This is a genomic window from Halobacillus sp. HZG1, from assembly GCF_035818575.1.
GTDB classification, from domain to species: domain Bacteria; phylum Bacillota; class Bacilli; order Bacillales; family Halobacillaceae; genus Halobacillus; species Halobacillus litoralis.
Window position 1 is genome coordinate 235,011 of the sequence record NZ_JAYLVQ010000070.1, and the last position, 21,307, is coordinate 256,317.

At 43.6% G+C, this 21,307-nt stretch carries 31 protein-coding genes; 4 read left to right on the top strand and 27 right to left on the bottom strand.

Annotated elements, in window-relative coordinates; all coding sequences use genetic code 11:
• Nucleotides 1-26 precede the first annotated feature (26 nt).
• The 10 genes from VKA52_RS14355 to VKA52_RS14400 all read right to left on the bottom strand — a co-directional run bounded on the left by VKA52_RS14355 (nt 27) and on the right by VKA52_RS14400 (nt 6,623).
• Nucleotides 27-1,211 carry a GTP-binding protein gene (locus tag VKA52_RS14355; RefSeq protein WP_326316164.1) on the bottom strand — a complete coding sequence of 395 codons (1,185 nt, stop codon included), beginning with the start codon at nt 1,209-1,211 and terminating at the stop codon, nt 27-29.
• Between the two features lie 11 nt (nt 1,212-1,222).
• Nucleotides 1,223-2,362 carry an FAD/NAD(P)-binding protein gene (locus VKA52_RS14360; protein WP_326316165.1) on the bottom strand — a complete coding sequence of 380 codons (1,140 nt, stop codon included), beginning with the start codon at nt 2,360-2,362 and terminating at the stop codon, nt 1,223-1,225.
• A gap of 349 nt (nt 2,363-2,711) precedes the next feature.
• Entirely contained in the window at nt 2,712-2,981 is a 270-nt protein-coding gene (gene rpsN, locus VKA52_RS14365; protein WP_160914481.1) for a 30S ribosomal protein S14, read from the bottom strand.
• Between the two features lie 198 nt (nt 2,982-3,179).
• Nucleotides 3,180-3,704: a GNAT family N-acetyltransferase gene (locus VKA52_RS14370; RefSeq protein ID WP_326316166.1), complete on the bottom strand. Its 525-nt coding sequence runs from the start codon at nt 3,702-3,704 to the stop codon at nt 3,180-3,182.
• Between the two features lie 591 nt (nt 3,705-4,295).
• On the bottom strand, nt 4,296-4,553 hold the full coding sequence (locus VKA52_RS14375) for a hypothetical protein (protein ID WP_326316167.1): 258 nt from the start codon (nt 4,551-4,553) through the stop codon (nt 4,296-4,298).
• Nucleotides 4,554-4,570: 17 nt separating this feature from the next.
• Nucleotides 4,571-4,807: a hypothetical protein gene (locus VKA52_RS14380; protein ID WP_326316168.1), complete on the bottom strand. Its 237-nt coding sequence runs from the start codon at nt 4,805-4,807 to the stop codon at nt 4,571-4,573.
• A gap of 1 nt (nt 4,808) precedes the next feature.
• A complete protein-coding gene (locus VKA52_RS14385) occupies nt 4,809-5,252 on the bottom strand; it encodes a hypothetical protein (RefSeq protein WP_326316169.1) in 444 nt (147 codons plus the stop codon).
• Entirely contained in the window at nt 5,249-5,434 is a 186-nt protein-coding gene (locus tag VKA52_RS14390; protein ID WP_160914471.1) for a hypothetical protein, read from the bottom strand. The genes VKA52_RS14385 and VKA52_RS14390 overlap by 4 nt, the downstream gene beginning before the upstream one ends.
• Complete coding sequence (locus VKA52_RS14395; protein ID WP_326316170.1) at nt 5,434-5,985, bottom strand: GNAT family N-acetyltransferase; 552 nt, start codon at nt 5,983-5,985, stop codon at nt 5,434-5,436. The genes VKA52_RS14390 and VKA52_RS14395 overlap by 1 nt, the downstream gene beginning before the upstream one ends.
• A gap of 14 nt (nt 5,986-5,999) precedes the next feature.
• Nucleotides 6,000-6,623, bottom strand: a complete 624-nt coding sequence (locus VKA52_RS14400) for a pyridoxamine 5'-phosphate oxidase family protein (protein WP_326316171.1) — start codon at nt 6,621-6,623, stop codon at nt 6,000-6,002.
• Nucleotides 6,624-6,743: 120 nt separating this feature from the next.
• Between VKA52_RS14400 and VKA52_RS14405 the strand changes: the two genes are divergently transcribed.
• Nucleotides 6,744-7,361: an acetate uptake transporter gene (locus tag VKA52_RS14405; protein ID WP_326316172.1), complete on the top strand. Its 618-nt coding sequence runs from the start codon at nt 6,744-6,746 to the stop codon at nt 7,359-7,361.
• 116 nt (nt 7,362-7,477) lie between these two features.
• Here the strand turns inward: VKA52_RS14405 and VKA52_RS14410 are convergent, their stop codons facing one another.
• On the bottom strand, nt 7,478-7,645 hold the full coding sequence (locus tag VKA52_RS14410) for a hypothetical protein (protein ID WP_326316173.1): 168 nt from the start codon (nt 7,643-7,645) through the stop codon (nt 7,478-7,480).
• Nucleotides 7,646-7,657: 12 nt separating this feature from the next.
• On the bottom strand, nt 7,658-7,795 hold the full coding sequence (locus VKA52_RS14415) for a hypothetical protein (protein WP_326316174.1): 138 nt from the start codon (nt 7,793-7,795) through the stop codon (nt 7,658-7,660).
• A gap of 317 nt (nt 7,796-8,112) precedes the next feature.
• On the opposite strand from VKA52_RS14415, the gene VKA52_RS14420 reads away from it, so the two are divergent.
• Nucleotides 8,113-8,502 (top strand): sporulation protein, encoded by a 390-nt coding sequence (locus tag VKA52_RS14420; RefSeq protein ID WP_326316175.1) that lies wholly within the window; start codon nt 8,113-8,115, stop codon nt 8,500-8,502.
• Between the two features lie 151 nt (nt 8,503-8,653).
• Here the strand turns inward: VKA52_RS14420 and VKA52_RS14425 are convergent, their stop codons facing one another.
• From VKA52_RS14425 to VKA52_RS14440, 4 genes are all read right to left on the bottom strand, one after another.
• Nucleotides 8,654-9,553 (bottom strand): metallophosphoesterase, encoded by a 900-nt coding sequence (locus VKA52_RS14425; protein ID WP_326316176.1) that lies wholly within the window; start codon nt 9,551-9,553, stop codon nt 8,654-8,656.
• A gap of 327 nt (nt 9,554-9,880) precedes the next feature.
• Nucleotides 9,881-10,384 carry a GNAT family N-acetyltransferase gene (locus VKA52_RS14430; protein ID WP_326316177.1) on the bottom strand — a complete coding sequence of 168 codons (504 nt, stop codon included), beginning with the start codon at nt 10,382-10,384 and terminating at the stop codon, nt 9,881-9,883.
• Nucleotides 10,385-10,633: 249 nt separating this feature from the next.
• Complete coding sequence (locus VKA52_RS14435; RefSeq protein ID WP_326316178.1) at nt 10,634-10,930, bottom strand: hypothetical protein; 297 nt, start codon at nt 10,928-10,930, stop codon at nt 10,634-10,636.
• A 619-nt stretch (nt 10,931-11,549) separates the two neighbouring features.
• Nucleotides 11,550-12,689, bottom strand: a complete 1,140-nt coding sequence (locus VKA52_RS14440; protein ID WP_160914453.1) for an FtsW/RodA/SpoVE family cell cycle protein — start codon at nt 12,687-12,689, stop codon at nt 11,550-11,552.
• 128 nt (nt 12,690-12,817) lie between these two features.
• Between VKA52_RS14440 and crcB (VKA52_RS14445) the strand changes: the two genes are divergently transcribed.
• Nucleotides 12,818-13,192 (top strand): fluoride efflux transporter CrcB, encoded by a 375-nt coding sequence (crcB, locus tag VKA52_RS14445; protein WP_326316179.1) that lies wholly within the window; start codon nt 12,818-12,820, stop codon nt 13,190-13,192.
• On the top strand, nt 13,192-13,560 hold the full coding sequence (gene crcB, locus VKA52_RS14450; RefSeq protein WP_326316180.1) for a fluoride efflux transporter CrcB: 369 nt from the start codon (nt 13,192-13,194) through the stop codon (nt 13,558-13,560). The genes crcB (VKA52_RS14445) and crcB (VKA52_RS14450) overlap by 1 nt, the downstream gene beginning before the upstream one ends.
• Nucleotides 13,561-13,607: 47 nt before the next feature.
• Here crcB (VKA52_RS14450) and VKA52_RS14455 read toward each other — a convergent pair whose 3' ends face one another.
• From VKA52_RS14455 to VKA52_RS14505, 11 genes are all read right to left on the bottom strand, one after another.
• Nucleotides 13,608-14,315 carry a GDSL-type esterase/lipase family protein gene (locus tag VKA52_RS14455; RefSeq protein ID WP_326316181.1) on the bottom strand — a complete coding sequence of 236 codons (708 nt, stop codon included), beginning with the start codon at nt 14,313-14,315 and terminating at the stop codon, nt 13,608-13,610.
• Nucleotides 14,316-14,470: 155 nt separating this feature from the next.
• Nucleotides 14,471-14,737 carry a hypothetical protein gene (locus VKA52_RS14460; RefSeq protein ID WP_326316182.1) on the bottom strand — a complete coding sequence of 89 codons (267 nt, stop codon included), beginning with the start codon at nt 14,735-14,737 and terminating at the stop codon, nt 14,471-14,473.
• 157 nt (nt 14,738-14,894) lie between these two features.
• Nucleotides 14,895-16,448, bottom strand: a complete 1,554-nt coding sequence (locus tag VKA52_RS14465) for a proton-conducting transporter transmembrane domain-containing protein (RefSeq protein ID WP_326316183.1) — start codon at nt 16,446-16,448, stop codon at nt 14,895-14,897.
• Nucleotides 16,449-16,450: 2 nt separating this feature from the next.
• Entirely contained in the window at nt 16,451-17,917 is a 1,467-nt protein-coding gene (locus VKA52_RS14470) for a complex I subunit 5 family protein (protein ID WP_326316184.1), read from the bottom strand.
• A 22-nt stretch (nt 17,918-17,939) separates the two neighbouring features.
• Nucleotides 17,940-18,275 (bottom strand): sodium:proton antiporter, encoded by a 336-nt coding sequence (locus VKA52_RS14475; RefSeq protein ID WP_326316185.1) that lies wholly within the window; start codon nt 18,273-18,275, stop codon nt 17,940-17,942.
• Nucleotides 18,276-18,277: 2 nt separating this feature from the next.
• Nucleotides 18,278-19,000, bottom strand: coding sequence for a hydrogen gas-evolving membrane-bound hydrogenase subunit E (gene mbhE, locus VKA52_RS14480; RefSeq protein ID WP_326316186.1), 723 nt, complete (start codon nt 18,998-19,000; stop codon nt 18,278-18,280).
• A complete protein-coding gene (locus VKA52_RS14485; protein WP_326316187.1) occupies nt 18,993-19,238 on the bottom strand; it encodes a Na(+)/H(+) antiporter subunit B in 246 nt (81 codons plus the stop codon). Before VKA52_RS14485 ends, mbhE begins: the two co-directional genes overlap by 8 nt.
• A gap of 14 nt (nt 19,239-19,252) precedes the next feature.
• Entirely contained in the window at nt 19,253-19,588 is a 336-nt protein-coding gene (gene mnhG, locus VKA52_RS14490) for a monovalent cation/H(+) antiporter subunit G (protein WP_326316188.1), read from the bottom strand.
• 12 nt (nt 19,589-19,600) lie between these two features.
• Nucleotides 19,601-19,843, bottom strand: coding sequence for a monovalent cation/H+ antiporter complex subunit F (locus tag VKA52_RS14495; RefSeq protein ID WP_326316189.1), 243 nt, complete (start codon nt 19,841-19,843; stop codon nt 19,601-19,603).
• Between the two features lie 38 nt (nt 19,844-19,881).
• A complete protein-coding gene (locus VKA52_RS14500; protein ID WP_326316190.1) occupies nt 19,882-20,433 on the bottom strand; it encodes a Na+/H+ antiporter subunit E in 552 nt (183 codons plus the stop codon).
• 242 nt (nt 20,434-20,675) lie between these two features.
• A complete protein-coding gene (locus VKA52_RS14505; RefSeq protein ID WP_326316191.1) occupies nt 20,676-21,227 on the bottom strand; it encodes an AAA family ATPase in 552 nt (183 codons plus the stop codon).
• Nucleotides 21,228-21,307 lie beyond the last annotated feature (80 nt).

The window sequence follows — 21,307 nt, forward strand, 5'->3', positions numbered from 1 at the left end:
GGGGGGTCCCTACTCTTTTATGGTCGTTATTCTACTGCTGCGAACGATGGCAACGGATCATGAAAACGAGACCAGGTCATGTCCATTTCTTCCTCTGTCAACAAACAACGATCCAATGTTCGTATGATATCTTCACGGTCCATATCGATCCCAATGAACACAAGCTCTGTCTGACGATCGCCGTAACGGGCGTCCCATGTTTCTTTCAGCTGCGGGTCTTCTTCAAGCAGCTCCGCCCTCTCCTCTTCAGAAAAGGTGGCGATCCAATTTCCTGCCCCCTGAATCATTAACGATGATCCCGCTTGAGAGAGCAGCCCGGCATCATCATTCCTTGTCGCGAGCCAGAAGAATCCTTTCGCCCGAACGACGCCCGGGGGCCAGTTCTCAAGCCAGTGCATGAAACGTTCCGGGTGGAAAGGTCTTTTCTTACGATAAACGAAAGAGCCAATGCCATATTCCTCTGTTTCCGGAACGTGTTCATTGTTCAGTTCTTTGATCCAGCCTGCTCCCTGACTCGCTTTCTCAAAGTCGAACAACGACGTGTCCAATACTTCTTGCAGTGGGACCTCACTGAAAGAAGTTTCCATGATTTTTGCTTCAGGGTTCAGTTGCTGAAGGACAGCCTTCAGTTCTTTACGATCGATTTCATCCACCAGGTCGATCTTATTCAAGACCAACACATTGGCGAATTCAATTTGATCAATCAAAAGGTCGATCACTTCCCGCTCATCGGTTTCATCCGCGCCTTCTTCCCTGTCCAGTAACGATTCTCCCGAAGCGTAATCGTCCCAAAAGCGATGAGCATCGACGACGGTCACCATCGTATCCAAACGACACGTTTCACTGAGATTGATACCGAGCTCCTCATCAATATACGTGAAACTTTGAGCGACGGGAATCGGTTCAGAAATGCCGGTCGATTCGATGACGATATGATCAATATCCATGTCTGATAATTTCTCGACCTCTTTGATCAGGTCTTCTCTTAACGTACAGCAAATACAACCGTTTTGAAGCTCTACGAGTTTCTCCTCCGTTCGAGAGAATCCTCCTTGTTTGACCATGGATGCATCAATGTTCACTTCACTCATATCATTGACGATCACTGCGATTTTCCGATCTTCTTTATTATGAAGAAGGTGATTGAGTAATGTCGTCTTTCCAGAACCTAAGTATCCACTCAACACGGTGACTGGTATTTTTCCGTTCATCTGTTTTCCTCCTAAATGGCCGCAATTCTTTCTGCCGCTCTTCTTGCTCCAGCAATATTTCTCGCAGAAGGGCCGATTTCTAGTTCCGCAAGCGCTCCCGCGACATACAAACCAGGTCCCCACTCCAGGCGGGCATTCACGACTGGAAAGCCACAGGGAGCTGTTGGAAGTGCGCAAGATACACTAACACGATCGAGCCACTCCCATCCTGGAACACAATGTTCAGCACCTGTAGCAAGCAGCACGGTTTGCGCCTCTATTCCTTTATGATTTTTCAAATGCAGATGGATGTGATCCTTATCGTAATTAGCAGCTTCGACCTGGTCTGTGATGATTTTCAATCTCCCCTGGCGTTCATGCCGCTTCAGCTTTACAGAAAGGCCATTTGTTATGGACCCCCGGTGACGCGCCGCTTTAATTATTTCACGCCTCTTTTCATAACACGTCACTTTATGAAACCCATTCATGTATTTCGGTCCCAACCAGCCAGGATCACTATCAAAATCATTGATCCTGAACGGGTGTCTCTTCAGAAGCGTCACATCCCTCTCGCCCTCCATCGCATACGTGTTGGCCAAGTGAGCGGCGGATATCCCTCCACCGACGATGACCAATGATCCACTCTTCCTGGTTTCTGGAGAAGAAAACAAGTGACACATCCGCTCATCGGACGGGTCTGCCCATTCTGGAAAATGAGGACGGTCATTGACCCCGATGGCAACGACCACCCGTTCAGCAGCAATGGAGTGGCGATCTGTCTCGATCTCCCATCCGCCTGCTGTTCTTTCTAATCCCTTCACTGTCGCCTGTATCCAAAAGTCGTTCCATTTATATTGATGGAAAAGTTCCTCGTGATAATCGTTGAACAAATCAAGCCTTGGACGATCATATCTTCCAATGAACGGTTGAGCATACCCTTCTTTTCTTCCGAATTTCCGGAGGCAGTGAGGATCAGGATCCATATGATGAACGGAGGTAGAACGCAGATATTTCATCCCTACGCGCCGGGTGAGCGTCTTCCACCTGTGAAGGGGTCCCTCGTGTGGATCGATCACTTTCAAGCTCGAAGTATCTGCTTTTTTTGAATGTATAAGGTAGGAGGCAACCGTACACCCTTGGATGCCTCCACCGATGATGACCCATTTATACAACGAGCCACCCCCTCTTTCTTTTTATGTAAGGCAGCGGAGAAAAAAGCTCCACTGGACCTCTGATGCTTGTCGGGGCTGAACAAGGCCTCTCTGCTTTTGAGTATGATCCGGTTCCGACACCCAGATGCTCGAGACATAAGCAACCTCCCTCTGTGGCAAAGAACGCCACGACGTGATTTTGCTTATGCTTGTCGCGTCTATCAGGGTGTCTCCACACTTCACCACGTCCAGCTCCGAGGCCTAGCCCCTCGAGGTCATAAGTGTTTCAGCTGCGCGAAGAAAGAGCACTTCACTCCGCTAAACCTCTTATGCTTGTCGGGGCTGAGCAAGGCCTCTCCGCTTTTGAGTATTACCAACTGGATTTTTTCACGCCTGGGATTTGGCCTTTGTGGGCGTAGTCTCGAAAGGCTATGCGGGACATTTTGAATTTGCGCATGTACCCTCGCGGCCTTCCGGTGACTTCACAGCGTCCGGTCAGACGGGTGGGCGAGGAATCTCTGGGTAGTTTCCTTAACGCTTCGTAGTCGCCTTTTTCCTTCAACTCTTTACGCAGTGCTGCATATTTTTGAACCAACGCCTGGCGTTTCTTCTCTTTTGCTACTTTTGACTTTTTAGCCATATCTTCATTCCTTTCAATAAATAGTAATTATTACGATTTAAAAACACGTAAAAAAATAGGACGCTCCTTTTCTAAAGAACGAATCCCAACTCAATTAATAGTAACGATTACGAATTACATCTTATAACAGGACATGAATTTTGTAAAGGGGTAAGCTTTCTCCCCCTTTTCCATCTGTGCTTTTACATCATCATAGGTTTACCATTCTCTACGGAGCAGTGAATACGTATAATGGTCATAATATCTGCCTTGATAATAATGTTTATCCCGGAACACACCTTCGCACGTAAACCCTAAACGGTTCAACAGATCAGAGGAACGTTGATTCTCAACCGCTACATAAGCGTGGATTCGGTTCAGATTCATGTTTTGAAAGCCGCTGTTGATACAGGCCACAAGAGCCTCTTTCATCAGTCCTTTGCCCCAATAGTCGGGATAGAGATCATATCCGATTTCCGCCATTCGATTCTGCCTGTCCCATAAATGGAAACCACAGGTCCCGAGAGGTATTCCGCCCTTTTCTTTACTCTCGAGGACCCAGCGGTTGTACCCTTTTTCTTCAGGATTAGAGAACCATTGGACTAATGCCAGAGCCTGGTCGTAATTCTCCAAGTCTTCTTCATCATATAAAAACTCACAGACTTTGCTGTTGCTGAAATGATTCAATATGAAGTTCGTATGCTTCTGACTCACATGGACTAAATGGAGACGTTCTGTTTCCATAGGTGGAAAGTACACCCTGTCATCCCCCTTCTTTTCATTCAAGCTCTCAAGGATATGAATGGGACTCATTTATTGCATGGTTAAAAACGTGCATGAGTGGAGCTGGGTCTCCTTTTATGCTTACTCAATTCGCGAGCAAGTAAAGAGCGCTGCCACCCTCTCCTTTTCCAATCCCTCCACTCTTCTTGTGTCTGGTAAGATAAACGGATATGGTAATAATTCACATGTTCCCCTCCAGCAAAAATCAAAAGGAACAAGGCCCACCAATTACCTGTGCTTGAGAACACCCATTGGTATATCAGGAATCCTCCCGCAATAGAAAGCAGGAGAAGATTACTCTTTTTCAACCAATCGAACCACCGATACTGTAATCCCTCAAGCCTTGACTTTTTCTTAAGAGATATTCTCCTCCACTTAAGAAACCAGTACACCGTTCCCTGACATAAAACCCATTCCAGGAGGAAAAAGCAGAAGATTGACAAAGGAGAAAAAAGGAAGGGTTGCATGACATTTATTTTATCCAACATAAACGTATACATCAGAAGGAACAAAGCGAGAGCCGTTCCTTCCCCTGTAAATAACCGGAAAAATTTACTCTCTAAACTTTTCTTCACGATTCAGGACCCCCAAATTCCTTCCTGCTCTCCAAAAAAGGTGAAGGATCCCCGCGGTAATGGCTCCATAACCGATGAAATAGAAAACCAGGAAATAAAGAAACGAAGCATAGTCCTCGAATTCAGAAAAAGAATTCGAGACAATATAGCTTTCATTTCCAATCGCCATCAGATAAAGCGGAACGAAAATCAACCAGAACCGCTTCCAGAAATAGTGCTTGAATCCATCCTTCATGACATATCCCTCCATGATTAATAGGTTCGCTTCGTACCCGTACGTTCCGTAGTGTCATCATCCGAAAGCTGTTCATTCAAGATCTCGACTTCCTGCCTCAGCATCTGAAGTTCCTGCTGGATCTCCTCCAGTTCATAGGAATGATCCTGTTGTTGAATGACAGGGCTGTTATTTCCGCTTGAAGCGGCACAGCCGGCGAACAGGATACAGATACCGACAAAATAAATCGGTCCGCGAAGTTTTTCCACCTCCACGCTACTCATCCTCCTCTGCAATTACAGATTGGATATAAGATGCATCCCTTTCCGAAATCGTGAAAAAGCCGGGATCCTCCCATGTATCGCTTTGTCTTTCTGCCAATACTGCCCCGTCTTCTGTGAACCATATTCTGAGATCCGTCAATCCGACCGACCTTTTGGGGCTCATCAGTTTCAGAGAGGCATCCGGTTCATTTTCCTTGACACTCACCCCATCGGCAGGCTGTTTTCCGAGAAGAATGGCAAGCATGGTATCCATCTTTGCAGGCTGGTCGACCTCTGTCAGAACCGCCCCATTGGGAGGCTGAGTGTCTCCTCCCTCTTCCTGAATCATGATCTGATAGGAAGGGTCATCCGATGTGATGATCCCAACAAAATACCCACCGCCGATGACTACACCAATCCCTACTAACCAAAAAGAAATTTCCACATATGTATTCATCCTCTCCCTTTATGCTTCTGCCTCCAAATCAAAGCGATGATCAGGATAAGGAAACCTGCCAGCGCGCTCAGGAGATGAGCGGTGAGGAACTCTCCATTACGAAGGTAACGGATAGAGAAAACGCCTCCAAAAATCAGCATCATCGTCGTTGCGAACATCAGGAAGAAACGATTGATTTCCATCAGGATTCTTCCTTTAGGAACTCATGCCGCAAACGGGAAAACATGAGTGCATCATGATTCTGATCATTTTGGAAGAGATACCCTCTCAGCAACCCTTCTTCTCTAAATCCCAGTCTCCGCAGCAATCCTGATGAGGCATCATTTTGAGGAAAAGTCACCGCACCTAAACGGTAAAGCCCCAACTCATGAAACGCATATTCGATAACGGCCGATACGGCTTCTGATGTGATCCCTTTCCTCCAAAAGGAAGGGTCGAGTTCATAACCCACTTCTGCCTTTCGGCTGTAGAGACTCCAATTGTTCAAACCGACGGTTCCGATGAATGCCTCTGACTCTTTCCAAATGATTCCCCAGCGGATGCTCTTCTTCACTGCAAAATTGTCCCGGAACGAACGGACGATGTTTTCTGCCTGCTCCCGTTCTGTGAGAGAAGGCATTCCATAGTACTTGGTGACCTCATCTTTCGACATGATGGCATAGTACGGATCAATATATTCGTCCGTGATTTCCACGAGCTTCAGGCGATCGGTTTTTAATTCTTGAAAATCCATGTTCCTGACACCTCTCAATACAGTCGTTTTGTGTAACTTTCCTTCAAACGCTCCGTGACCGCCGCCTCATCCAAGTCCGGAAGTCTGGCGTGTTCCGCCAGCATCTTCGCAGCAGATGGCCGCTCTTCTTTTGGAAGCCATGTGTCAGGCTTCCATATTCCGGATCGTTTGAATGCTTTGGCACAATGGATGAAGCATTCCTGGACTTCAACGGCAATGCCGAGGGAAGGAACTTTTCCCCTGTAAGCCATTTTGTCAAGGAGATCTTTATCAGCGATGATGCGCGCCCGTCCATTCACCCTCAACGTTTCTTCAACGCCTGGGATGAAAAAGATCAAGCCTGCATGAGGGTTGGATAGCAGATTCCTCATCGAATCCACACGCTTGTTCCCCGGCCTCTCAGGAATAATCAAGTAGTTTTCATTCAGGATGTGAACGAAACCTTTCTCATCTCCCCGGGGAGACACGTCAGCATTCCCTTCCGAATCGGAAGTCGCAAGCAATAGGAACGGCGATTGTCTAATGAACTGCCGGGCATTTTCATCCACGTGGTGAATCACCTTATTGTTCACCAGTTCACTGGGTTCGCCTGTCATTTCGCGAAGCTCCTTTTCATCTGTAATGACATGCTGGAACATCTTCCACTTCCTCTCTAGGCTTTGAAATCTATGAAAGTTTCGCTTACATGAAAAAACTCATTGCATGGCCTCTATTTTTTATGTAAATTGAACAAGTATGTTTTTTAGGAGGGATCATCTATGAATCAATCAACAACGACGCAACGGGTACAAATGACCACCGCAGACCCTTCCGCGATCGGACTTTTTGGACTCGCTATGGTTACACTTGTGGCATCTTCAGCTAAGCTTGGATGGACGGACGGGGTATCTTTCGTTCTGCCTTGGGCGATTTTCCTCGGCGGGCTTGCCCAGCTGTTCGCAGCCATTCAGGATGCGAAACATAACAACACGTTCGGGACGACGGCATTTGCTGCTTTCGGACTCTTCTGGTTCGGAGTCGGAACGTCCTGGCTCATCAACTTTGGTGTCTTCGGAGAAGCAGCCGCCCAGGCGGTCGACCCGCATCAATTAGGGATCGCCTATGTCGGTTACCTGATTTTTTCTTTATTCATGACGATCGGCGCCATGGAAGCGAACAAAGTGTTGTTCATCATTTTTGTATTGATCGACTTCCTGTTCATCGGCCTTTCCCTGTCTACACTCGGAATTGCGCCGCACACGACGCATATGATAGCTGCCGTAGCTGAATTAATGATTGCGATCATGAGCTTTTACGGATCAGCCGCCAGCGTCTTGAATGTCCATTTTGGAAAAGTCACGCTGCCCATCGGAAAACCGTTCGGCATTTTCAAATAAAAGCAGGCCGGGACTCGCTCCCGGCTCTTTTTAATTGCTCAACCGTTGGTACGCCTTCTTCAATTCTTTTGAGAACATAAAGAGGATGCCGAGGACCATGAGAATCCAACTGAGAATCATCGGAAACATGAGGCCCCCTGCAGCACCGCACTCCAATACATCCCCGGCGGATTGTTCCAGCTCTCGATAAAGGACAGATGAATTACCGCCCCCACCGCTGTAAAACCGTAAAGAATGACGCCACTGATAAAAAATAAAATACCGGACCAATCTTTTTTTGCCATTCTACTTTTCTCCTATCTATGAATTGCTTCTTCCGCTTTGTGACGATCAACTTTTCTTACATAAAATTTGAATACCTCACTGTAATCATACCTGTGTGCAGGTAAGCCTACGAAAGGTGTATGGTTGACGGCAGCGACTGGGTACTTCACGCCTCCCGCCGAACGTTTGGATGCTGTCTCATCCTATTCCTTTTGTATGAATGTCGTATAAACGAGTGTTTTTTATTAGATACGTAGTATTGAATCACATGGATGAGACCATCCATCTCACTCCTCCTAGATAACTTTACCATAGATTTTTTCCAAGATTAACCTTTATGGAAGCGATTTATAATCAGTTGCTGAATTTTCGAAAAAATATTGACGGGATGTACAAGGTCGAATATGATACAAATATATCGAATCAATAGAGTTCAAGCTTTGAGGTTCCCATAATCTTGAACGATGGAGATAAGGAGGCTTTGATCATGTTAGCGAAGCTGATCAACTGGTTCGGACCAGGCCTGCCCAAGGTCGACTTGGTACTACCCAAGACAGAATATGCTCCCGGAGAAAAAGTGACCGGATCCTTCCATTTGATCGGTGGATCGAATCAGCAGATCATTCAACGGCTGGAATGTGACTTAATGAAGAAAAGTCCAGGAAACAAACCGAGCCTCTTACAGCCGATCACCACCGTTCTCATGAACCGTGAACTTGATCCAAAAGAAGAAAGTGAATATCCGTTTCATTTCATTTTACCAGAGACACTGGATTTGGATGATCCGGAGACGACCTATATCCTTCAAACTAAACTAGTCCTGCAAAATGATGCGAAAACGTTAGATATGGATGAGATTCATATTGTCATCCGTTGAAAATATGAAAAAAGCGGTACTCATCGCGTAGTACCGCTTTTCTTTTGATTTTATGTTTACATAATAAAATTATTGTAATCCAAAGTGGAGAATTCCATAAAATATACATAGATTTAAGTGATTACTTGGAATCTTCCATCGAAATTCTTCTTTATTCTTCTGCCCCGGTTAATTGGAATTCTGTGATTTCCGGTGGATTGTTCACCCTTACCGGAATCATACTTAAGCCGATGCCACGGTTGACATACAGGCTGTTTTCGTCATTGCCGTATTCTTCTTTCGTCCACCCATCTACACGGGCCTTCCCTTTAGCAACAAGATCTTTCCATGACCAGTGCGGGGTAAACGGGATCCGTATTTGCCCGCCATGCGTGTGACCGGCGACCGCGGTGGATGCAGCTCCCTCTGGAATTTCATCAAACGATTCAGGATTGTGCATCATGACGAAACGCGCATCCTCTTCTTCTATATTTTCAAACGCGCGGGAAATCTCATCCTTTTCCGGCCACCGAGCTCCGATTCCTGTCAGATAAAGAGGTTCATCTGCCCTCTCATTTTCGAGAGCTACAGAACGATTGTGAAGAATTTCAATATCAATGTCCTTCAGTTTTCTTCTCACTCGTTCAGCTGTCTCTTCGCTCGGGTCTACCTTACGGCTGCTCATGTTGTAGTCATGGTTTCCGAGCACGGCATAGACAGGAATGCCTTCCTCTGTTAAAGGCTTTAAATAGGATTGAACTTTTTCCATTTCATTCTGGTGGTCATTCACGGATTGATAGACATAGTCTCCGAGGAGAACGACTGCATCCGGTGATCGATCTATGATGCGGTCCACCACATCTTCAATCTGTCCATCGTTATCCAGCCACATCCCTACTTGAAAATCACCGATCGCTATGATCTTTCTATCTTCCCATTCTTCAGGGAGATTAGGAATCACAGCCTCTTCTTCTTCTACATCTATCGTATAGGGCTCCACCATTCCCCAAGTGAAGAGAATCACAAGTACGGTTAACGGAATATATAGGATCATTCTTTTTTTCAATTTCATCATTCTCCCTTCCTTGATTAAAATGCGACGGAACTTGTGTCACTCAGGAACACGCTCAGGTGCCGATGTACTCTTCCAACTATGTAAGCCATTACGGGGCTGAAACACTTATTGTGAACGTCCATACACATCGTATTCGTACAGAATCCATACCTGTTTCGATGAATTTCTAAACGTTTACATTTTCATTTTTCTATGAAAAATTGCATTCATACTCTAGGATCTTCAAGTTGAGCCAAGGTGCTGGTCATGGAACATTCAAAGAAAGGGCCCTGAGTGATTACTCAGGGCCCTTTTCTTATCAACCTTATGAATCCATCCGAACGATCAAGACATACTCTCTTCTGTTAAAGTCCACAAGTAAATCGTTTCCTTAAGCCTTTTTCCATCAATGGTGATCGTAACCTCTTCCACTCTTTCACCGCCCATCGCTTCATAAAACCGACAGGCAGGATTTACTGATAATACTTTGACCCTCATCTTTTGGTGACCCTTTTCCTGCAAATCATGAAGGATGAAAGAGAGCAAAGCTTTTCCTGCCCCGCGGCGCTGAAACCTTTGCCGTATGTATAATGAACTCAATTCGGCATCGTAAATTCCGTAAGTTGAGGAATAGTGCCATGTAGCAAAGCCGGCGGTCCCTTCCTCATCTTCCGCTAAGATGATGTTTGAAGATTGGATGTTCTCCGTCCAAAGAGCTTCTCTTTTTTTATAGGTCAGACGATCCAAGTAAGTGTCTGGGACCAGTCCTCGATAAGTCTCGATCCAGGCATCCACATGAATTTTTGCGATGGTCGGAACATCCGCCCGTTCAGCTTTCCGTATCTTCATGACTCACCTCCTTATTGTTTGATTTCTATGATGGTAAAAGTAAAACGCTGCGTAAATATGGAGAAAAGCCCCGCCTAATCTTCATCTTTTCTCCCACCAAAATCGAAGCCTGATTTCCCCCAGTAAATTAGAAACATGGCTGGAGCCACAATCATCGCGATAGCCATGATCAAATTGATGAAATTCATAAGGTCCCTCCTTAATATCCAACCTCTTATAAAAACTTTCACTACAACAAAGTGAGGTTAATCATTTTTCAGGTATTAGAACTGTTCGTTGAGTCGGAACACGAGAATTAGTGACAATCTGTGGGTGCAGCGTATATGTTTTCCCATCAATCTTAAATGTGTATTTTCCAACGCTCGTCACTTTTCTTCCTTGATTTTTCAATTCCAACTCAATAGCCTTCACATAGTTCGTATGATCTTTGTACCATTCATCCAAATGCATGACAATATTGCCCTTCTGATAACCAGAAGATTTGTAGGCAAAATATCCAATAAGTAAGAATGGAGTGAAAAGCACGAGAAAGATCAAGATCTCCATAAGCACCTCTCCCTCCTTTTACAGTGAAAAACCAATCCGTCATCTTTTACGGTTCTTCCAAATTCTTTAGGCAGTGTTGCCCTCACCGGTTACTATACTAACGAATGAGCATGCGGTTACGTTTCATCTTTTTTGAATTTTCCCTCTATTATCTTTTCCTATTCTAGTAAATCCAGTTGCTAGTTAGTATATTCCGCCTTTCTTTTGCGCGGCTCACATCCTCTTTGGCGCGACTCGCCCTCTCTTTGGCGCGACTCGTCCTCTCTTTCGCGCGATTCGCCCTCTCTTTCGCGCGTTTCGCCCCTCCTTTGGCGCGATTCGCCCTCTCTTTCGCGCGTTTCGCCCCTCCTTTGGCGCGATTCTCCCCTCCTTTGGCGCGACTCGTCCCCTCTTTGGTGCGACCCGCACCCTCTTTGGCGCGACTCGCCCTCTCTTTGGCGCGATTCTCCCCTCCTTTGGCGCGACTCGCCCTCTCTTTGGCGCGATTCCCCCCCCTTTGGCGCGACTCGCCCTCTCTTTCGCGCGATTCACCCTCTCTTTCGCGCGATCCAACTATTCCTCGAGATAAGCACCATAACCAAACAAAAAAACGCCACCATACATTGGTGACGTTTTTCGCTTAGGCAGCTGCTTTCTGTTCCTGCCCTTTTTTAATTTTTGAAATCGCATGGATATTGATGAGAATCCCCGCAGAGAACATCATCATGAGCAATGACGTTCCTCCATAACTGACGAATGGAAGTGGAACTCCGGTCAGAGGTAGAAGACCGGTCAAACCACCCAGGTTGATGATGGCCTGAATGCCGATCAAACCGGAAACACCAATCGCAAGCAAACGACCGAAGGTATCGTGGCTCTCCATGCTGACATAGAATCCACGCAGTACGATCAAACCAAGTAACAACAACACCACAGTGACACCGATGACGCCTAGTTCTTCAGCAATGACGGCCATGATGAAGTCGGTGTGAGCTTCAGGTAAGTATCCGAGTTTCTGGACGCCAGCACCAAGTCCTGTGCCGAACAACCCTCCATTATGTATCGCAAGGTAGGAGTTGATCAGCTGGTACCCAGCATCATCCGCGTATTCAAACGGTTGATAAGCTCCGTCAAAACGGGAAAGCTGTTCTTCACTGAGCCCGAAATTGTACATGAAGATCGCCCCGGCAAGGGCAATCCCGATCATGGAAAAGAGGTGGACCTTCTTTAATCCGCTGGACATGATGATCAGTCCGGATACCGCAAGAGCAATCAGGGCTGTCCCTAAATCCGGCTGCTTCAAGATCATCGCGACAACCAGCATCATCAAAATGATCGGTGGCAGCAGCGCTCTCGTGAAATCTTCAATATACCCGCTCTTCTTCGTAAAAATCGTGGCCATGTAAATGATCAGAGACATCTTGGCCAATTCAGCCGGCTGGAACTTTCCAAGACCAGGAATCGGAAGCCATGATTGGGCATTGTTGGACGTATGTCCGAATACAAAGACCGCGGCCAGAAGGATGACGGTCCCAAGCAGAATCAGCTTGAATAACCGTCGATAGTTTTTGTAAGGGAAGATGATCCCAAGGAATAGGGCGACCAGGCCAAGTCCCCATGACATCAACTGTCTGTTGAAAAAGTAATCAGGGGTTACTTCGTAAACCATGACACCACTGACCATACTGGCACTATATACCATCACCGTACCGAAAGCAGACAATGCCAATACAGCGAACAGGATGGTAAAATCTATGTTTTTCAAAATTCTCCGTATCATGCGTAACCCTCTTTCGTTTGGTACTATTATGTAAATTATAAGGCTTCTTGCCGTGTAAAAAAAGCATTCCTTTCAAATTACTCCGAAAGTCTATATAATAACGATTAGATTTGTAGGAGGTTTGTGGAATGATTTATTTTTATGTCGGAATCGGTGGGATGATCGGCGCATCTCTTCGGTTTCTGGTCGGTGAATGGCTGAAAAACCCTGACCAGTGGTTTCCTTATTCCACCCTGACCGTCAATTTGACCGGGAGCTTTATCCTTGCCTGGTTCACCATGGGAATCGTTGAGAAGTTTTCCCTCTCATCAAAATGGAAAGCAGCTCTCGGCACAGGACTGGTGGGGTCGTACACGACATTCTCCACCCTGAGTATGGATGCCGTTGCTCTCTATGAACAAGGAGACGTAATCCTTAGTTTCCTTTACATAGCCCTAAGCATTTTCGGTGGTCTAGCCTTTTCCATGCTCGGATTCACCTTAGGCAGAAGGTGGGGTGCCTGATGTTTATTAAACTAATCCTCGTTGGCGCGGGAGGATTCATCGGTGCGGTTCTCCGCTATGGAATCAGCCAATGGATCGGCAAACGTACAGCATCCACTCTCCCTGTCGCCACCCTTTTTGTCAACCTGCTCGGCTCCTTTATCCTGGGTCTGCTCACTGGACTGGATCTTTCAACATTCTGGGTACTCTTTGGCGGCACAGGTGTCCTGGGAGCTTTGACGACCTTTTCCACTTTCAAGTTGGAGTCTGTCCAGCTTCATTTCAAAAAGAACTGGAAAACATTCATCCTGTACACTGTCCTCAGCTACACATTTGGAATCGCCTTAGCCTGGACCGGCTTCCAACTGGGAGGATTCATCCCCAATTAAAAGCTTTTAAAAAGGACTTCCTCACAAGGAAGCCCTTTTTTCATGCCTTATTTGAAATCATAAGCTTTGATGATCCGCATCGTCAGCTTCTCATACCCTTGTTCATTCAAATGGACTTCATCACTGAAATAACGCGAGGACTTCTCTTCATACAAGTCGTTCGTCGGGATAAACGTGACGTTCTCATAAGATCCAACCATTGACTCGCTCGTTGCATTCCAGTCTTTAATGATTTGACCGATTTCAGCGTTGTCCGGATAAGGGTTGTATAAACCTAGAAACAAAATCGGCGCCTCTGGATTTTCCTCTCGGATTTGATCCAGTATCGTTTTGACATTCTTCTCATAATCCTTTTTCCCGATGGCGATTTTATCTTCATGTAATGGAGAAAGGTCCCCTCCATTACTTTTGATGATATCGTTCATTCCGATAAAGAATAGAATATAATCCGCATGTTCGATCGACTTCATGACAAAAGCCTCATTCATCTGACCGAGCATTCCATCACTTTGCTGGCCGGGAATAGCATAATTATCAACAGTGACCGGATCGTCATGATTTTTATCGAACCACTGCTGCAGGTTCTCGACATATCCATGTCCGCTCTCATCCCCCACTCCATAAGTCAGGGAATCGCCGAGCGCGACGATTTGTTCTTCCTGTTGGTGGGACATGGATGATTGGAATCCGAACACTCCAAGACCTATGGCAACCAGGACAAGCAGTCCGATCCACCATTTCCGATGTTTTTTCATAAGCTGCACCTCCGAATACGCCACTATTTCCCTGCAATACTATGGACCAAACCTATCCATTGGAAATAGAACAAAAGCACGACGAATGGACGCAAACGTTGTCGTCCGATCATCCTGCTCCTAGAATAGTATGAAAGTGGACTGCGCTCATGGTTTTAGCCATTACTTTTTTTACTTTTTCGATGCAAATCTCCCATTATCAAAACCTTCACTGGAATTTGATTTTTAAGGTTGTTGAAAACCAATGATTCCCACAAATAGTAAAAAGGAGAAAGACTGAGCCCTATCATATTCAAGATGACAAGACTGACTTTCACACTTCCTTTAAGTCCAAATAAACCCGCAACTAATCCCAATGCAGCAAAAGTGAAAGGAAAAAAATACTGATCTCTAAAATAGTTGTGAAGATTCCATTCCCCCATTGAGTTAACCCAGCTACCAGAGGAAAGACGGTGAATATGAACAAAATGGCCGATATGATTGAAAACAACTTCTTTGACATCCTACCCACCCCCATTGATTAAAAGTACCATCGCCCCATTGAATACTCGTCACTGATCCGAGTTAAAAGACAAAGGACTAAATCATTAATAACCATAAAATGATCAAAGTGGTCGTTGCCCATAACCAATATCTATTTAGATTTCCGTCATGATAGTGACTCAGCTTATAACCTATAAATACGAAAACATTACCTATAATAGGATAAATATCAAAATACGGAAGCCTCTTAGGGTCCTTCAAGAAATATTGCTTAAATAAAATAAAGAAAGGAATGGACCAGAGAAACGGTTGAACACCGCTTACCATATGTTTGGTATCGAAATAATGAATATCTACGGTCATAGACGTTACGTTTTCTAATACCGTGGGGTGAATACCGACCACGATCATCATTAATGTTAGAAATACCAAACCTGCCTGCATGCTGATCGTTGGTTTCTTTTGTAAGGGGATGGTCCTACCTTTGAAAAATGCATAGTACATAAACTTTAAAAACAGGAGGCATGTTCCAAAACTCATCACGTTCAAACCCCAGGTGAGTAGTGGCTCTTGTATGGCTTCTTTAATAATGGTTTTACTCATGTATCCATTAAAAAAAGGAACGCCGGCAATCCCAAGAAAAGCGATCCAGGTAGCGACGGATGTGATGGGGAGTCTTCTACCCAACACTCCTAAATTTTCGAGGTGATCTTTCCCTGTTGTATAAATAACCACTCCTGCTGCCATAAATAATACCGTTTTATAAAGAATGTGGTTAACAAGGTGAAAAACAGCTCCCGTTGTGCCCTCTGTGGTGCCTACACTAATTCCTATAATCATATAACCAACCTGGATGATGATCGAATAGCTTAATAATTTCCGAATCTGGGTTTGCCTTAAAGCCATGATTATTCCAAACAAAGCCGATATGAGACCAGCATAGGCCAACCAATGGATATCAGGAACCAGCACGCTCATTACATAGACTCCCACTTTTGTCGTATAGATGGACAAAACGACGGCCACATAAAAAGGGGCCTTGCTGTAGACCAATGGCATCCAAGTATGGAAACCGACAAAAGCCAGCTTGACGGCTATGGCAATTATGAAAAAAGGGATTCCTGCCTCTATCGCATTCAGAGATAAGCGACCTGTGGCCGAATACTGGATGAAGATTCCCCACAGCAAACATAAACTTCCTGCCAGGTGCATGAGAAAGTAATAATAGCCCGTCCTTTTCGTTTCATCATTTGCTGTGATAATCAATAAAGAGGAACTGATGGTCATTAACTCCCAGAATATATACAAAGTAAACAGATCACCTGAAAAAACGACGGTCAGGGCACTCCCAATAAACACAAATATCAACCGTAAACTACCGAAGGCACTTATAAAATTGGAATAAGTAACAGCAGCAACGCCACCAACAGCAAAAACTAAACCGGTTAATTTACTGATCGGATCTACTTCAAGAGGAATGAGGGTGTATTTGAGAAAATCCAGTTGCAGACGATCCCCGGGGTGTAAAGAAAACGTAACCATCAGGGCTCCTGCAGTGATGAGGATAGATAGTAGATATCTGGTTTTATTATTCAGGGGCAGAAATAATAGCAAAGCACCTGTCATATATAAGAAACCTGGAGTCATCATCTTCAACCTCCTAGCAATACCCTTATGTATTCCCCATTGTCCAGTAAAAATTTCGGGATCTTATTAATGAGGCTTAAAGGCAGGGCAGGTATGAACCCGAATACCATACATAACAGCCCAAGAAAAATAGTAGGTACTTGTAAAGATAAGCCTGGGGCTTCCATTCCTTGTTCTTCTTCGTTTTTTGTATATAAGCTGACGATTACTTTCAAATAATAGGAGCAGGATAGCAGCGTTCCCACCAGAATAAAAAAACCGGCATAACCAAACCCCGCTTCCAGAGCTGCTTCGACAATAAGCCATTTACTGATAAATCCATTGAAGGGAGGCAGGCCCACGATGGCAAGGGAAGCCACCACAAAAATAAAGGAAAGTAGGGGGAATTTATAACCCAGTCCTTTCATATCTTTAATATCCACAGCGCTTAGACTGAAATTAAAAATAGCGACCACTAAAAATAGCGTCCCTTTCATGATGGCATGATTGAGAATGTGAAAATTCCCACCGATTAATCCAGCTTCACTGCCCATAAATAACCCGATCATGATATAGGCGATCTGGGCAATACTTGAATAGGCAAGAAGCCGTATTAAATTCGTTTGCTGATAGGCTAAACAATGAGCGACAATAAAAGTCATGACCCCCCACAAAACACCGATATGTAACATGCCACTTTCATCTAAAAAATCAATTCCGAACATAAGATACAGCACTTTGATTAATGCATAGATCTCAGATTTCAATACCAGCCCCGATGAGAAGACATTATAAGGGATAGGCGAATCCTCATACGCATCCGGGATCCAGGCATGGAAAGGAATCAACCCGATCTTCGTGACATAGCCAAACACAAACATCCCCATTAGGGTGCTTTTCATGTTAAAAGGAAGATCCTGAAAAGCCAGTGAAATTTCTGCCATATTCAGAGTGCCTGTTACATAATAAGTGAGTATGGTAGCGAGCAAAATAAAAAAACTGCCTAAAGTAGACATCATCAAATACTTGAACGTACCTTCTATCCCTTTATCCGTATTTTTCAGCGCAGTCAATGCGATCGAACTTAGAGAACTGACTTCCAGAAATACATAAAGGTTGAATAGATCGGTGGTAAGAATCATTCCCGCAATACCGGCTATCATCAAATAAGAAAAAATGAAATATTTATGTTTATGATTTTTGATATATTTCAGGGAAAATATCATAACCGGTAAGAACAACAACGCAATGATGAACAAAAACAAAGTGGAAAACGGATCGACCATTAAATTTATCCCCAACCGCCCCCATTGCCCAACACTATAAACCATGGGAGAAGAACTATTGATGAACACTAAAATCAATACAAAAAGATAAATGACCGCACTACCGATCACTAGAGGGAAAAGAGCTTTCTTATAATAGATTTTAGAAATCCCAAGTAAAAATGTGGTTAATAAAGGTAAAATGATTACCCAGACAACAAGTTCCATTATTAACCTCCTGCAAAGAAAATTATCCTCTCAACTTTCGAATTTCATCAATATTTAACGTTCTATATCTTGTATATAACTTCATCACCAACGCGAGCATCACAGCGGTAACACTTCCCCCAATGACTATGGTAGTCAAGGCCAGTGCTTGAGGAATAGGATCAACGACCATGTCATAATCCTTGTCTAGGATCGGAGTCGTTCCACCCGGCTTATAGCTAATGAGCATTAATAATAAAATTAGAGAAGATTCGACAATTGTAAATCCAAGAACGATTCTTATTAAATTTTTTTTCGTAATAATCGTAAACATTCCCAGACAAAATAAAAGGATGACGGCGACACTTGGTATATCCACGGTTATTTCTCCTTCATCAAACTATTGAATATAATGGCCAGGCCCGCCCCTACTTTTATCCCAATCAAAACATTTAAGTATGGGATAAACCCGGCACTCCCTAACTCTCCCGGATAACCCAGACCAATAGAGCCTTGTCCACTAGTGAGAAAACCAGCCCCGGTCGCAACTCCTATTAATCCCAGTAAAAGAAAACCGATCGACCCGATAGATTCGACTAACTTTTCCTTTTCAGGTTTGAATTTATATTCAGAAATTCCAACCCCATAGGCGATGGTCATCAGAATGGGAATAATAGAAATAACCACCCCTCCAACAAAACTTCCGCCAGGACTTAGATGACCGAATACAATTAAGTATGCTCCTAAAACCGCTAAATATGGAAGCAAACATTTAATCGCTTGATTTACAATAATCGTAAAATCATTTCTATATAGGAAGGCTTTTCTTATTGGCACCATAAAGGACAAAATAGCAGCAGTCGCTAAGATCACCGTTGCTTCCCCCAACGTATCAAAAGCCCGATAATCATACAGGATAGAGGCAACTAAGTTGATCGCCCCCGTTTCCTCTACCCCTTTCGCAATATAATGTTCAGATAAATACCTTTTACGACCGCTATCCAGATTGTGCATGTCGTAAAACAGGGCGATTAAGAAAATAGCCAGCGTTATCATAAGGCCTGCTTTATAGAAGGTCTTTACTCTTTCTATTGTTTTAATCATTCCGACCATGCTCCGTTTTATTGATCGTAATGACAAAAAACAAAGTCGTTAAGCCAGCCGTCATGACTACTTCAGCCAAAGCGACACCTGGAGCCTGGAGGATGACAAAAATAACGACGAGTATAGTACCAAATATGGGAAGAGTAAGGACTGATTGAGCTAGATCTTTACTAAATGCGATAAAAAATGCGGTAATCACTAAAAAGATCAGTAACAGGTTAAAAATGATATCGATCATGACCTTACCTCCAATCACTCATGGCTCTGCTTTTTTCCATGTGTTTTATGTAGAAAATGTAACGGACTGGAAAGGCGGGCTATGACGTGCATGGCTATGGGATTAGTCAGTAGTAAAAAAATTAAAATGACCATTAATTTTAAAGAAACAAGCCCGCTCTCTTCCAGCATGATACACCCTATGAAAACGGATATACCTCCGGCCATTAAACATTTAGACATTGCATGTAACCGGGTATATAAATCAGGAAAACGCATCATTCCCACTGCTGTACTTAACAAAAAATAAAACGCTGTTAAAAAAAATACATAGGCAACGATTTGTCTTAAATGATGAAGAAAATCAATCACCAGCTCCTCCTTTTAAGCTTCTCTTAAATATTTAGCCATAACTAAAACATTGATAAATAATAAAACTCCATAAACTAAAGCCACATCGATCAACAGTTTCCTTTCAAAATAACTACTCAATAAAACCAAAACCAATAAAAACATCACACCAATTGAATACATAGCAGCCATTCGATCAGGTAGACAAGGCCCTTTAACTAACCTGTAAAAAGTTAAAATCACACATAAGACAACAGCCAGTATTAAATAAAGCACGTCCATCACACTCCAGAAAACAGGGATTCTAAACGGATTCAATCAAATAATTTCGCTATTAATTTCTCATGTTCACGGATACGTGTTTTCTTTTCTTCTACCTCCTGATCACTTTGAACATCCATCCAGTGAATAAGGTAATTATTGTTTAAATGATCGAAATCCATCGCCAGGCTCCCTTGATTGCACGTAATGAAACTGGCTAAAACGGAAATACGGTTTGACTTATCAAACGAGCCTTCCATTATAACGATACGAGGGGAAAATGACGGCTTTATTTCAAAGGCATGCGCGGATACTCTGACCGCAGATTGAAAAACATCAAATAGATAAATAAGAATGAGCAAAAATAGGCCATATATTTTTATACCTATTGTTTTCCATTTATATGTCCGATGTCCTAACCTAAACAGACGGTTGGTCAACATAAACGAGATCATCAAACAAACAATAGTACCCACCATAAGGATTTGAAGATTCACGCGGCCAGCAAAAATAAACCATATTGCCAGCGTTAATGTAAACGGGATGATTTTACTATTCAAAATACCTACCTCTTTTTCAAAAAATCTATCTTCGGTGTAATCCATCGTAGAAGTAGTTCTTATTATTACCCTTTTTATGATGGATTATAAAAAAGAAAGAAAAAAGAGGCTGATGCACAGAACCAGGGTATGAGGCAGAATAATAGCTTCCTCTTCCATCGTCGGAGCGCATGAAAAAGGAATGGATTAATAAATCCATTCCTTTTATTTGAATCGGAAGATCTTCAATGAATAAACCACTAGAATGTTACTGCTCCGTTAATACATAAACGATAGCTGCTGTCCAACTACCGCCCCTTCTCCCTGGAAAATTCCGCTTCAAGATATAATGGAATATAAACCAATTGTGCTAGGGGATGGATTTGATTTTCAATGCCGATCTCTCCTTCACCATTTGGGATTTCAAACCCCTTAAGGTAAGAAGATAACAATTCTTCGAAAATAGGAAAGGAATTTGCATCAAAACGTTTGTTACGTAACTTAAGTCGCTCACGCAAATCATCAGGATGAACTTTTAAATAAATAAGTTTCCATCTTCTTCCACAATATTCCATTCGTTTTTTATACTGGTCCCATCTTGCCCGATTCCAAAAGCTGAAATCAATGACCACAGGTTGTTTATCATGAATCAACTTTATTAAACGATGTTGTAATTTTCTTTCTGCCTCTATCTTGTAGGCATCCAATTTTTCAACGGGGAAATCAATTCCATAACGACCATTTGCAGTCCATATTTCTTCATCAATAGAAAGACGTACGAATCCTTCTTTTTCTAATGTTGTAAGAATGTGGTTTTCCCAGAACCAGCCACACTGTTCTCCATGAAATACCTTACACAAGCAAGCTCATTCTTAATTGCTCGTCCGATGATCTAAAAATGATGCGGCAGAATCAATCCCATGATTAAACTTGCCCAAGT